The sequence below is a fragment of the Microbacterium sp. NPDC087868 genome (genome assembly GCF_044900755.1).
Classification (GTDB): domain Bacteria; phylum Actinomycetota; class Actinomycetes; order Actinomycetales; family Microbacteriaceae; genus Microbacterium; species Microbacterium galbinum.
In genome coordinates this window covers 521,257-533,889 of record NZ_JBJDNO010000003.1, presented here as the reverse complement: position 1 = coordinate 533,889, position 12,633 = coordinate 521,257, and the positions used below count along the sequence as shown (strand labels likewise).

8 protein-coding genes are annotated in these 12,633 nt (G+C 68.3%); 7 read left to right on the top strand and 1 reads right to left on the bottom strand.

Annotated elements, in window-relative coordinates:
- Positions 1 to 164 precede the first annotated feature (164 nt).
- The 4 genes from ACI2JZ_RS12710 to ACI2JZ_RS12695 all read left to right on the top strand — a co-directional run bounded on the left by ACI2JZ_RS12710 (position 165) and on the right by ACI2JZ_RS12695 (position 9,384).
- A complete protein-coding gene (locus tag ACI2JZ_RS12710; protein ID WP_404597849.1) occupies positions 165 to 5,327 on the top strand; it encodes a choice-of-anchor G family protein in 5,163 nt (1,720 codons plus the stop codon).
- Positions 5,328 to 5,409: 82 nt separating this feature from the next.
- On the top strand, positions 5,410 to 6,222 hold the full coding sequence (locus ACI2JZ_RS12705; protein WP_404597847.1) for a DUF5819 family protein: 813 nt from the start codon (positions 5,410 to 5,412) through the stop codon (positions 6,220 to 6,222).
- A complete protein-coding gene (locus ACI2JZ_RS12700) occupies positions 6,219 to 7,289 on the top strand; it encodes an HTTM domain-containing protein (RefSeq protein WP_404597846.1) in 1,071 nt (356 codons plus the stop codon). Before ACI2JZ_RS12705 ends, ACI2JZ_RS12700 begins: the two co-directional genes overlap by 4 nt.
- 34 nt (positions 7,290 to 7,323) lie before the next feature.
- Positions 7,324 to 9,384, top strand: a complete 2,061-nt coding sequence (locus tag ACI2JZ_RS12695) for an acyl-CoA dehydrogenase (RefSeq protein ID WP_404597845.1) — start codon at positions 7,324 to 7,326, stop codon at positions 9,382 to 9,384.
- Between the two features lie 82 nt (positions 9,385 to 9,466).
- Here ACI2JZ_RS12695 and ACI2JZ_RS12690 read toward each other — a convergent pair whose 3' ends face one another.
- Positions 9,467 to 10,486 (bottom strand): hypothetical protein, encoded by a 1,020-nt coding sequence (locus tag ACI2JZ_RS12690; protein ID WP_404597843.1) that lies wholly within the window; start codon positions 10,484 to 10,486, stop codon positions 9,467 to 9,469.
- A gap of 76 nt (positions 10,487 to 10,562) precedes the next feature.
- Here ACI2JZ_RS12690 and ACI2JZ_RS12685 point away from each other — a divergent pair, with 76 nt between their 5' ends.
- From ACI2JZ_RS12685 to ACI2JZ_RS12675, 3 genes are read left to right on the top strand one after another with little or no spacing between them, the layout of a single operon-like run.
- Entirely contained in the window at positions 10,563 to 10,892 is a 330-nt protein-coding gene (locus ACI2JZ_RS12685) for a hypothetical protein (RefSeq protein ID WP_404597842.1), read from the top strand.
- A 52-nt stretch (positions 10,893 to 10,944) separates the two neighbouring features.
- Complete coding sequence (locus ACI2JZ_RS12680; protein WP_247633000.1) at positions 10,945 to 11,991, top strand: NAD(P)-dependent alcohol dehydrogenase; 1,047 nt, start codon at positions 10,945 to 10,947, stop codon at positions 11,989 to 11,991.
- Between the two features lie 42 nt (positions 11,992 to 12,033).
- Positions 12,034 to 12,603: a DNA-3-methyladenine glycosylase I gene (locus ACI2JZ_RS12675; protein ID WP_247623551.1), complete on the top strand. Its 570-nt coding sequence runs from the start codon at positions 12,034 to 12,036 to the stop codon at positions 12,601 to 12,603.
- Positions 12,604 to 12,633: the final 30 nt, after the last annotated feature.

Here is a 12,633-nt window from a genome sequence, read left to right as displayed (position 1 = left end):
GGAAGCCGGTTCCTGGGGGGGCCTAGTGACGACGAACTTGGTTCGACATCACGGGAGGGCAAATGAGCAGTACACGAAGGAGGACTCTGCCCAAAAGCAGAATCCTCGCAGTAGCAGCAATCAGTGCAGTGGTGGTCGGGAGCGTCATCGCCCCGACAGCGGCGGTGGCAGCTCCAGGGGACGAGTCTGCCTCCAGTTCGCGATTCCTCACGGGCAGTCTTCTGCTCGGCGGACTACCGCTCGACGACGTCGTGGCGCTTCAAGGGGTGCAGACGACCAACGACGGGTCGACCGGGCAACCGAACGTCTCGACCGGGGCGCTGAACCTCACCGCGTTGAACGCGCTGAGCATCGGCATCCCGAGCGGACTCAGCGTTCCCGCGCTCTCGAACTTCCTGTCTCTCGGGGCGGTGAATCAGTACTCCGTATCGAATCCCGACGGTTCGAGCCGTGCCGTAACGGGCGCGGTCGCCGACAACGGCGTGGTCGATACGACCGGCACCGGGGCCTACCCGGCGAATGCTTCGCTCAACCTGCAGGGGCTGCTCGGCTCGACGGTGACCAGCGTCGTCGGCGATCTCGACGTGTCGCTCGGAGCGATCAGCGCCGAGGTGGCCCTCGCGGCCGACGGAACCGTCACTCGGGACTACAACGTCGCCGGCGGAAACCTCACGCTGCAACTGCCTGCTGTGACAGGTCTGACGACCACCCTGACGGGACCCGGAGGTGTGGTCTCGACCGTCGATGCGGCGGTGAACACCCTCACCGGACCCAACGGTCTTCTGGCCGGAGCCCTCGCCGGGGTGAACGGGGCGCTCGGGCCGCTGCTCGGCAACCCGGGGCTCAACATCACGATCACCACCCAGGTGAACACGGCGATCAACACCATCCTCGACACACCGCTCACCGACGGTGTCGTGAGCGTGAACCTGCGCACGGGCGTGGTCAGCGCCAACCTCGATGCGCTGCTCACGAGCGCCACGGGCCACGGTCTGAACAACCTCGGAGTCAACGAGGAGGTGCTCTCCGCACCCGTGCTCAACGCGTTGATCACGCGCGTCGGCACCCTGCTCAACACCGTTCCCGGCCTCGTGCAGACCACGCTCACGAGCACCCTCAACGCGGCGACCCTCACCATCACCGCGGCGATCTGCCTCGCCGGTACGGGGCCGACCTGCTCCACCGGCTTCCCCGACCTGGGCACCGGCATCACCATCAACATGACGAACCAGACGCTAGCGAGCGTCGTGGCCGGCACGGCGGTGGCTCCCCTCACAGTGAAGGCGCTGGGCGCCCCGGTGGATATTCCGCTGACCACGCTCCTCGGAGCGCTGGCGACGCCGATCAACAACGTCCTGCTCGGGCCGGGCGGTGTCGTGAACACCGTCGTGCCGACCGTCACGACGGCGGTGGGAAACATCGTCACCGCGATCGCCCCGGCGGTCAGCCTGCTCAACGGCGTCGTCTCGCTCCGCGGTAACGTGCAGCCCGACAACGGCCCGATCTACAGCCAGGAGGCGTTCGTCCTCACGGTCGGCGCGATCGCCGGCGGAGGCGGGGTGGGCACGCTCGTGCTCGCGCGAGCCGAAGTGGGGCCGAACGCGCTCGCTCCTCTGCTCGAGGCGACGAGTCCGGTGAAACCGGGACAGCCCACCACGCTGACCTCCAGCGGTTGGCCGGCGAACACCGCCGTGAGCGTCCAGCTCGCCGATGCGGAGGGAACGGCGGTCGGTGATCCGATCAGTGTGACGACGAACGGCGACGGAGACTTCCCCGCCGGAACGACGCTGACGGTTCCGCCCACGGCGGCAGCCGGCGACTACACGATCACGGCATCCGCCGGTGATCAGACGGTCGAAGCGCCGCTGGTGGTCGAGGCCTACACGCCGACGATCTCGGCGACCGGTCCGATCACGGTCGGAGAGTCCACGACGCTCACCTCGGGCGGCTGGCCCGCCGAGGCCGAGGTCACCTTCGAACTCGAAGACCCCACCGGCGCCGCTGTCGGCACCCCGGTGACGGTGACGACCGACGAGGACGGCAACGTCCCCGCGGGCACGACGCTGACGGTTCCGGCCGGCTCCGCGATCGGCGACTACACGGTCGCCGGTGAGGACGAGTTCGGAAACACGGCGGAGGGCACCGTCACGGTGCTCGCCGTTCCGGGCACGCCGCAGCTGACGGCATCCGGTCCGGTGAAGCCGGGCCAGACGACCACGATCGCGTCGGGCGGGTGGCCCGCCGCGGTCGACGTCACCTTCCAGATCGAGACCGAGGCCGGCGATCCCGTCGGCGACCCGGTCACGGTGACGACCGACGTCAACGGCAACATCCCGGCCGGCACGACCCTCACGGTCCCGATCTCGACCGACCCGGGCGACTACGTCGTCGTCGGTGAGGGCGAGGGCGATACGGCCCAGGGGCCGCTCGTGGTGGCTCCGTGGACCCCGTCCGTCGAGGCGTCGGGTCCGGTGAAGCCGGGTCAGGCGACGACGATCGCGTCGGTCGGATGGCCGCCGGCGACGTCGGTGACGTTCCAGTTGGAAGACGCCGAGGGTGAGCCCGTCGGTGCTCCGGTGACGGTCACGACGGATGCCGAGGGCAACGTGCCCGCAGGGACCGTGCTCACGGTTCCCGTCGGCACGGAGCCGGGCGACTACACGGTCGTCGGTACCGGCGTCGAAGGGATCACCGCGGAAGCGACGGTCACGGTGGAGCCGTGGACGCCGACGGTCGAGCTCTCGGGTCCGGTGAAGCCGGGCCAGTCGACGACGATCACGTCGGGTGGGTGGCCGCCGTTGGCGAGCATCACGTTCCAGCTGCAGGATGCCGCGGGCGACCCGGTCGGTGACCCGATCACGGTCGAGGCGGATGCCGATGGCAACATCCCCGCCGACACGGTCCTGACCGTTCCGGTCGGCACCGATCCCGGCACGCTGACGGTGGTCGGCACGGATGCGGATGGCAACACGGGTGAGGGGGATGTGACGGTGGAGGCCTGGACCCCGACCGTCGAGCTCTCGGGTCCGGTGAAGCCGGGCCAGCCCACGACGATCACGTCGGGTGGGTGGCCGCCGTTGGTGAGCATCACGTTCCAGCTGGAGGATGCCGACGGCAATCCGGTCGGTGACCCGATCACGGTCGAGGCGGATGCCGATGGCAACATCCCGGCGGGGACGACGCTGACGGTTCCGGCCGATGCGGATCCGGGCACTTTCACGGTGGTCGGTGTGGATGCGGATGGCAACACGGGTGAGGGTGAGGTGACGGTGGAGGCCTGGACCCCGACCGTCGAGCTCTCGGGTCCGGTGAAGCCGGGGCAGCCCACGACGATCACGTCGGGTGGGTGGCCGCCGCTGACGGAGGTCACGTTCCAGCTCGAAGACGAGAACGGCGACCCCGTGGGCGAGCCCGTCATCGTCACGACCGACGAGAACGGCGACGTTCCGTCCGGAACGACGATCACGGTTCCGGCCGATGCCGACCCCGGTACCTTCACGGTCGTCGGTACCGACGAGAACGGCAACACCGGTGAGGGAGACGTGACGGTGGAGGCGTTCGCGCCGACGCTCGACGTGACCAGCCCGGTCGCGCCGGGAGCTGCGACCACGGTCACCTCTGACGGATGGCCGCCGCTGACCGACGTCACGTTCCAGATCGAGGACGCCGCGGGCGACCCGGTGGGTGCTCCCGTCACCGTCGAGACCGACGAGAACGGCGTGGTGCCCGCGGGGACGCAGCTCACGGTTCCGGGAACGGCTGAGCCGGGTGACTACACAGTGGTCGGTGAGGACGTGAACGGCAACACCGTGGAGGCCGACCTCGTGGTCGAGGTCACCGGAACCGACACCGATCCGGTGACGGACCCGGGCACCGACACGGACACCGATCCGGGTACGGACACGGATACGGGCACCGATACCGACACGGGTACGGACACGGATACGGGTACCGATACCGACACGGGTACGGATACCGACACGGGTACGGATACCGATCCGGGAACGGATACCGATCCGGGAACCGACACGGATACCGATCCGGGGACGGACACGGATACCGGTACGGACACGGACACCGGTACCGACACGGACACCGGTACAGATACCGACACGGGTACGGACACCGATCCGGGAACCGACACGGACACTGATCCGGGTACGGACACCGACACGGGTACGGACACCGACACGGGTACGGACACCGACACGGACACGGGTACGGACACGGACACGGGTACGGACACGGACACGGACACGGGTACGGACACGGGTACGGACACGGACACGGGTACGGACACGGACACGGGTACGGATACCGACACGGGTACGGATACCGACACGGGTACGGACACGGACACGGGTACGGACACGGGTACGGACACGGACACGGGTACGGACACCGATCCGGGTACGGATACCGACACGGGTACGGATACCGACACGGGTACGGATACCGACACGGGTACGGACACGGACACGGGTACGGACACCGATCCGGGAACCGACACGGGTACCGATCCGGGTACGGATACCGACACGGGTACGGATACCGACACGGGTACCGACACGGACACCGGTACGGACACCGATCCGGGAACCGACACGGATACCGATCCGGGTACGGACACGGACACGGGTACGGATACCGACACGGACACGGACACGGGTACGGATACCGACACGGGTACGGACACGGACACGGACACGGGTACGGATACCGACACGGGTACGGATACCGACACGGGTACGGACACGGACACGGGTACCGATACCGATACGGGTACGGACACCGCTACGGACACGGATCCGGGAACCGACACCGACACGGATCCGGGCGCTGACCCCGGCACCGACACGGACACGGGTACGGACACCGACACGGGTACGGACACCGGAACCGACACGGGCACGGACACCGGAACCGATCCGGGTTCCGAGCTCGGGATCACGATCCTCTACCCGCAGCGCGCACAGGGCGAGTCCCAGTCCGCGACGGGAACCGGGTTCCGGCCGGGTGAGGTGGTGACGGGCGTCATGCAGTCCGCGCCGCTCGACCTCGGCACGCAGGTCGCGAACGCGGCCGGCCAGGTGACGTTCACCTGGACGATCCCGGCAACGCAGGATCTCGGCATCCACACCGTGACGCTCACCGGAGCGGAGTCCGGATCGGTCTCCATCCAGTTCCGAGTGACCCCGTCGGGTCTGGCGACCACGGGTGCGGAATCCGGACCGTCGCTGGTCTGGGGCCTGGCGTTCCTGTTGGCCGGTGCGGCCCTCGCGGCCGGCGGGCGGAGGAGGCGGATGTCGGTGACGTCGAAGACGTGACCGATCACGATCGGCGGCACCCGGGATCCCCCGGCTCGGGTGCCGCCGTACGTCTCCGCAGCACGCCGAGCAGAGGACGCAGATGACCCACACGTCGACGAGAGCGCAGCCGATTCCGAAGGCGGCGAAAGTCGCCAGCGCGGCAGCGCTCCTCCTGGCGGCGGTGCACATCGCTCTCACCGCCGTGTTCAACGTCCCGTCGACGGAGGTCAAATACGAGGCGCTGCCCGGTCGGGCGGCGGATGCCTGGATCCGGCCCTACTTCGTGCAGGACTATCGGATCTTCGCCCCCGACCCGGCCAGCGCCGACCGCAACCTCTGGGTGCGGGCGTGGGTCGAGACGCCGGACGGCGAGCGGGTCGAGACGAAGTGGGTCGACGTCACGGCCATCGAACTCGCCGAACCGTACCGCCGCGTGCTGCGCAAGCAGCTCACGGTGATCGGTGCCGAGCAGCTCATGACCTCATTCGGCAAGCTCACCGAGGCGCAGAAGGCGGTCGTCGAGGAGAACTTCCACACGAGTCCGGATTTGGCCGAACTGAACGAGGCTCTGCTCGCGGCCGACGACGCGAACGCGGGTGACGTGCGTTCCTTCATCCGCGCCACGAACTACACGACGTCGTACGCGACGCAGGCGGCGCGCGCACTCTGGGGCGACGACGGCGAGATCCTCGCCGTGCAGACCCGCTCGGTCTACAGCCCGGTGATCCGGTGGGACGACCGCAACGACCCGGATGCGGTCCGCCCCGACTCCTCTTATACGCAGCTGGGTTGGCGCCCCGTGCTCGATTGGTCGCAGCAGAGCGAAGGCGCGTTCGCCCGCACATTCCTCCACTGGGCCGAAGCGGCCGGCGTGACCGGCTCGCTGACCGGCGACGAGGAGGATGCCGAATGAACACGGTCACCCGACTCTGGGACTCGTTGCTCCACTGGCTGCTCGATCGCCGGCACGCCACCTACGGCCTCGCCGTGATGCGCATCGGTTTCGCGGGACTCACGATCGTCAGCATCCTGCTGTATCTGCCGGACTACTCCTATACCTTCGGTGAAGGATCGCGCTGGGGAGAGTCGCTGTATCGACCGAGCGGGGTGAACACCTACATCTGGCCGATCTCGATCCTGTTCTCGCGCAGCGATCCGGACTGGTTCACCTACCTCAAGCTCGCCCTGCTGCTCGCGGTCGCGGTCGCCTACCTGCTGGGCTGGCGGATGCGCATCATCGCGCCGCTCTTCGTCGTGCTGTGGCTCGGCTACGCGTCGACGAACCCGCTCGTGCTCAACACCGGGCACTACCAGACGTTCCGGGTGATGCTCCTCTTCCTCCTGCTCGCCGACACGTCGCGGCGCTGGTCGCTCGATGCGCGCCGTCGACGGATCACCCGTGACGAGCATCCGCTCTCGTTCCGCGGCCACATGCTGCCGCGCTGGGTGCCGGTGCTGTCGAACAACGTCGCCGTCATCCTCATCGGCGCGCAGCTGTGCATCGTCTACATCACCAGCGCACTGTGGAAGCTGCAGGGGTCGATGTGGACCGAGGGCATCGCCGCTTACTACCCGCTGCGTCTCGAGCAGTTCATCCTGTTCCCCTGGCTCAACGAGATAGCCTGGCACGTGACCCCGGCGATCTTCATCGCCTCATGGCTGAGCGTCTACATGCAACTGCTCTTCCCGCTGACGCTCCTCAACCGGTGGACGCGCATCTTCGGACTGATCGCGATCACGGGCATGCACGCGGGCATCGGCATCCTGATGTCGCTGCCGTTCTTCTCGCTCGTGATGATCTTCAGCGACATGATCTTCGTGCGCGACGTGACCTGGCGCAAGGTGCAGCTCTGGGTCGTGCGGAGGTGGAAGCGACGCCGGACTGTGAGCAACCGACAACCCGACGCGGGCACATCCCGACAGGGCGTTGGAGAGGATGAACAGGTGACTTCGCCCGAAGTTGTCGGAGTTCTACGATAAGAGCACTCCACCTTCTTCTCCGAGAGGAATGCTCATGGTCGACGCCGCCGTCCGCACCACGAAGACCCCGATCGTCGAGGCCACCAGCCCCGCCATCGATGTCGCCCGCGTCAACGATCTCCTGCTGGGGACCTGGGGCGACACCCGCCGCGAGGCCCGCGAGATGATCAAGGACTCCGCCTTCTGGCGGCAGGACGACCTCGGCAAGGACGAGCACCGCGAGCGCGTGCTCAGCCAGCTGCACCTGCTCGTCGAGAAGAAGGCCGTGCACCGGGCGTTCCCGAAGTCGCTCGGCGGCGAGGAGAACAACGGCGCCAACATCGCGGGCTTCGAAGAGCTCGTCGTCGCCGATCCCAGCCTGCAGATCAAGTCGGGTGTGCAGTGGGGCCTCTTCGGATCGGCCGTGCTGCAGCTCGGCACGAAGGAGCACCACGAGAAGTGGCTGCCCGGCATCATGGACCTCTCGATTCCCGGAGCGTTCGCGATGACCGAGATCGGCCACGGATCGGACGTCGCCGCGGTCGGCACCACCGCGACCTACGACCCCGCGACCGAGGAGTTCGTCATCCACACCCCGTTCCGCGGGGCGACGAAGGAGTACCTCGGCAACGCGGGTCTGCACGGCATCGCCGCGACCGTGTTCGCGCAGCTCATCACGAACGGTGTGAACCACGGCGTGCACTGCTTCTACGTGCCGCTGCGCGGAGACGACGGCGTCGATCTCCCCGGCATCGGTCGTGAGGACGACGGACTCAAGGGCGGACTCAACGGCATCGACAACGGGCGCCTGAGCTTCGACCAGGTGCGCATCCCGCGCACCAACCTGCTCAACAAGTACGGCGACGTCGCCGCCGACGGCACCTACACCAGCGCCATCGACAGCCCCGGTCGCCGCTTCTTCACGATGCTCGGCACCCTCGTGCAGGGGCGCGTCTCGCTCGACGGTGCGGCATCCTGGGCATCCGCCCTCGGCCTGCACATCGCGATCACGTATGCGACCCAGCGCCGCCAGTTCGACGGCGTCGACGGGCAGGAGGTCGTGCTGCTCGACTACGGCAAGCACCAGCGCCGCCTGCTGCCGCGCCTGGCCACGACCTACGCGCAGATCTTCGCGCACGACGAGTTCCTGCGGAAGTTCGACGGCGTCTTCTCGGGGCGCACCGACACCCCCGACGACCGCGAAGACCTCGAGACCCTCGCCGCGGCGCTCAAGCCGCTGTCGACCTGGCATGCGCTCGACACGCTGCAGGAGGCGCGCGAGGCGTGCGGCGGTGCGGGCTTCATGTTCGAGAACCGTCTCGTCGGACTGCGCGCCGACCTCGACATCTACGTCACCTTCGAAGGCGACAACAACGTGCTGCTGCAGCTCGTCGGCAAGCGCCTGCTCACCGACTACGCGAGCCAGTTCAAGGGCAAGGATGCCGCTGCCCTCGCCAAGTACGCGGTGGGGATGACCGCCGGCAAGCTCTTCCACGGTGCGGGACTGCGCCAGTTCGGTCAGTCGGTCGCCGACCTCGGACAGGTCTCGCGGTCGGTCGAGAACGGTCTGCGCGAGGAGCAGCAGCACCAGCTGCTCACCGAGCGCGTGCAGCAGATGGTCGCCGACATCGCGAACCGGCTGCGTCCCGGTGCCAAGGACAAGGCGCTCGGCGCCCGCCTGTTCAACGAGAATCAGGCCGAGCTCATCGAAGCGGCCCGCGCTCACGGTGAGCTGCTGCAGTGGGAGGCGTTCACGGATGCCGTGCACACCGTCGACGACGAGCAGACGAAGGCCGTGCTCACGTGGCTGCGCGACCTCTTCGGCCTGCAGCTCATCGAGAAGCACCTCGCCTGGCACCTGATGAACGGGCGTCTGTCGATGCAGCGCGCCGCGGCGGTGTCGAGCTATATCGACCGGCTCTGCGCCCGCCTGCGGCCGCACGCGCTCGACCTCGTGAACGCGTTCGGCTACGAGCCCGAGCACGTGCGGGCGCCCATCGCCTCGGGTGCGGAGAAGGCCCGGCAGGACGAGGCCCGCGCGTACTACGCCGACCTCGCAGCCTCGGGCGAGGCTCCGATCCAGGAGAAGGCGCTGCGCGCCGCGAAGAAGCACTGAGCCGGGGTTCACAACTCCGGAGGAACTGCATGGAAAAGGGCCCGATCGGCGTGATCGGGCCCTTTTCGTCGATTTTCCGGAGTTATGAACGGGTCGGACCGGTGCCCGGGGCGGGCGGGTAGGTCGGAATCGCCGGGGAGTGCGCCGCGGGACCCATCCCCGTGCCCGGGAAGTACTGCGCGGGCGACGGCGGATAGATCGGATGCTGGCCCGGGAGCTGCCCGGACGACGAAGCCGCGACCGGGGCTGCCGGGGTCTGCTGCGCCCGCGAGCGCACCCGTTGCAGCACGAACGTATAAGAGAGGTACAGGAAAGCCGCTGCCGTGCCGGTGCCGAAGAGCAGAAGGGCCGGGAGCGTGCTGCTGATCTCCCGCGGCAACTGGAACAGCGCAGGGAAGAACACGTCGGGGAGAAGCACGAGCGCGTTGACCACGAGAAGCGCGAGCGCGGGCAGCAGGAGCGCGAACGGCGACCAGCGCGTCACCGCGATCCCGATCACCACGAGGATCACCCCACCGAGCACCGAGGCCACGGCGACGGGTTGCACGGCCATCTCGAAGCGCTGGTAGGCGTACAGCATCCCGGTTCCGATCCCCCAGGCGAGGAGTCCCGCGCCGAAAGCGAGCAGGACGGGGGCGAGGATGCCGCCGACGATGCCGAGGCTCGCACCCTTGGTCTCGGGGCGTCGACGCGCGAGGGCCAGGACCACCCCCATCGTTCCGAGGGCGGGGAAGAGCACGAGCGGCACGCCGTAGATGATGCCGTCGGTCCACTCGAGGGGGAGGCGGACCGCGCGCTGCGAGGTGATCAGCGCGGCCGGGAACATCGCGAAGACGATCGGTGCGAGGGAGAGCACGCCGACCGCGATGAGCCCCGCCGAGCTCCAGATCCCCGTGACCACCACGGCGACGAGCAGCAGGATGCCGAGGGCCTGCAGCGCGGTCGGTCCGGCCAGCTCCGCGAGGTCGAGCTCACGGGCGTACTGGAAGACCGAGGACATCCAGACCCGGCCCCCTCCTGCGAGGAGTCCGGCGCCGACGGGCGCGAGAACCACGGCGACGATGACGGTCAGGACACGCGCGAGCGCGGACGATCGGTACATGGGACTTCCCCTCCAGAGTCTCGTGCTCACCGTATCGACTCGGGGGCGTTGCGCGGAAGACGGGATAATCGTCGGCATGAGCTTTCTCTGGCGGTACTTCCGTCGCGAGGTCGACTATTCGTCACTCGATGACGGCGCGCCCGACGACGACGCTCCGCTCCCCGCGCCGTCCCGGGCCGGGCGAGTGCTCGCCTGCACCGTGGTGATCCTGTTCGGCGCGGTCTTCCTCGTCGCAGTGGTGGCCGTCGGCATCCGGGTCGAGTGGGCGCTGACCGACACGATCCCCTGGCGTAACACCGAGATCTGGGCCTGGCCGCCCATGGTCTTCTGCGCGATCGTCGGCGTGGCCGTGACCAGCTTCGGCGTGCGTCTGCTGATGACGGCGATCCGCGGTCCGCGACTCTGAGAAGACGCGACTCTGAGAAGAGGGGACAGGCGGCGCGGGTAACGTCGTGTGCATGACCCGCGTGAACGCCTATGCCGCACCCTCCGAAGCCGCGCCCCTCGAGAAGACGACGATCGAGCGGCGAGAGCTCGGCCCCCACGATGTTCTGATCGATGTCGCCTTCGCCGGCATCTGCCATTCCGACATCCACACGGTGCGGGGCGACTGGGGTGCCCGCGAGTACCCTCTCGCGCCGGGACACGAGATCACCGGCACGGTCGCGGCCATCGGTGCCGAGGTCACGAAGCACGCGGTCGGCGACCGCGTCGGTGTCGGCTGCATGGTCAACTCCTGTGGGGAGTGCGACCAGTGCCGGCGCGGCGAGGAGCAGTTCTGCCGCAACGGCGCCGTCTTCACCTACGGCAGCGTCGACCGCGACGGCACGATCACGCAGGGCGGCTACTCCGAGAAGGTCGTCGTGACGGAGGGCTTCGTCGTGAGGATCCCGGATGCGCTCGCGCTCGATGTCGCCGCGCCCCTGCTGTGCGCGGGCATCACGACCTACTCGCCCCTGCGGCACGCGGAGGTCGGGCCGGATTCGCGGGTGGCGGTCGTGGGTCTCGGCGGGCTCGGCCACATGGGTGTGCAGATCGCTCACGCGCTCGGAGCGGAGGTCACCGTTCTCTCCCAGACGCTGAGCAAGAAGGACGACGGTCTGCGCCTGGGCGCCGACCACTATTACGCGACGAGCGACGACGACACGTTCCGCTCGCTGCGCGGCTCGTTCGACATGATTCTCAATACGGTCAGCGCGCCGATCGATCTGCGGTCGTACCTGGGAATGCTCGACGTCGACGGGGCGATGGTGTGCGTGGGGATGCCGTCCGATGCGCTTCCCCTGTTCGTCGGATCGCTCATCGGCGGACGCAAGTCGATCTCCGGCTCCAACATCGGCGGCATCCGCGAGACGCAGGAGATGCTCGACTTCTGCGCCGAGAAGGGCATCGCCGCCGAGATCGAGGTGATCCCGGCATCCGACATCAACGCCGCCTACGAGCGCGTGCTCGCGTCGGACGTGCGCTACCGCTTCGTGATCGACGCCTCCACCTTCGCCGACTGAGGTTCCCCGCCGCGTGTCGGTGGCCGCCGCTAGCGTGGGGGCATGAGCTCGTTGATCACCGGTCCCGACGAACGCGCGCGCTGCGGCTGGGTGGGTGACGACGCCGAGTACCGCCGCTATCACGACGAGGAGTGGGGCACCCCGTTGCACGGCAATCGCGCCCTCTTCGAGAAGATGGCGCTGGAGGGCTTCCAGGCCGGGCTGTCATGGATCACGATCCTGCGCAAGCGCCCGCGATTCCGCGAGGTGTTCGCGGGGTTCGACCCGGCGGTCGTCGCGGAGTTCGGCGACGACGACGTCGAGCGCCTGATGGGTGACGCCGGCATCATCCGTAACCGGGCGAAGATCCTGGCGACGATCGGCAATGCGCAGCTCGTGCGCGACATGGCCGAGGGCGAGCTCGACGAGCTGATGTGGTCGTTCGCGCCGCCGGCATCCGACACGCGCCCGGCGTCGTTCGCCGATGTGCCGGCGGTGACCGCGGAGTCGACCGCGATGAGCAAGGAACTGCGCAAGCGGGGGTTCCGCTTCGTCGGTGCGACGACCATGTACGCGCTGATGCAGTCGGCGGGAATGGTCGACGATCACATCGAGGGATGCTGGCGCGCCTGAGCGCGTCGCCGGTCGCGGTTATACTCGTGC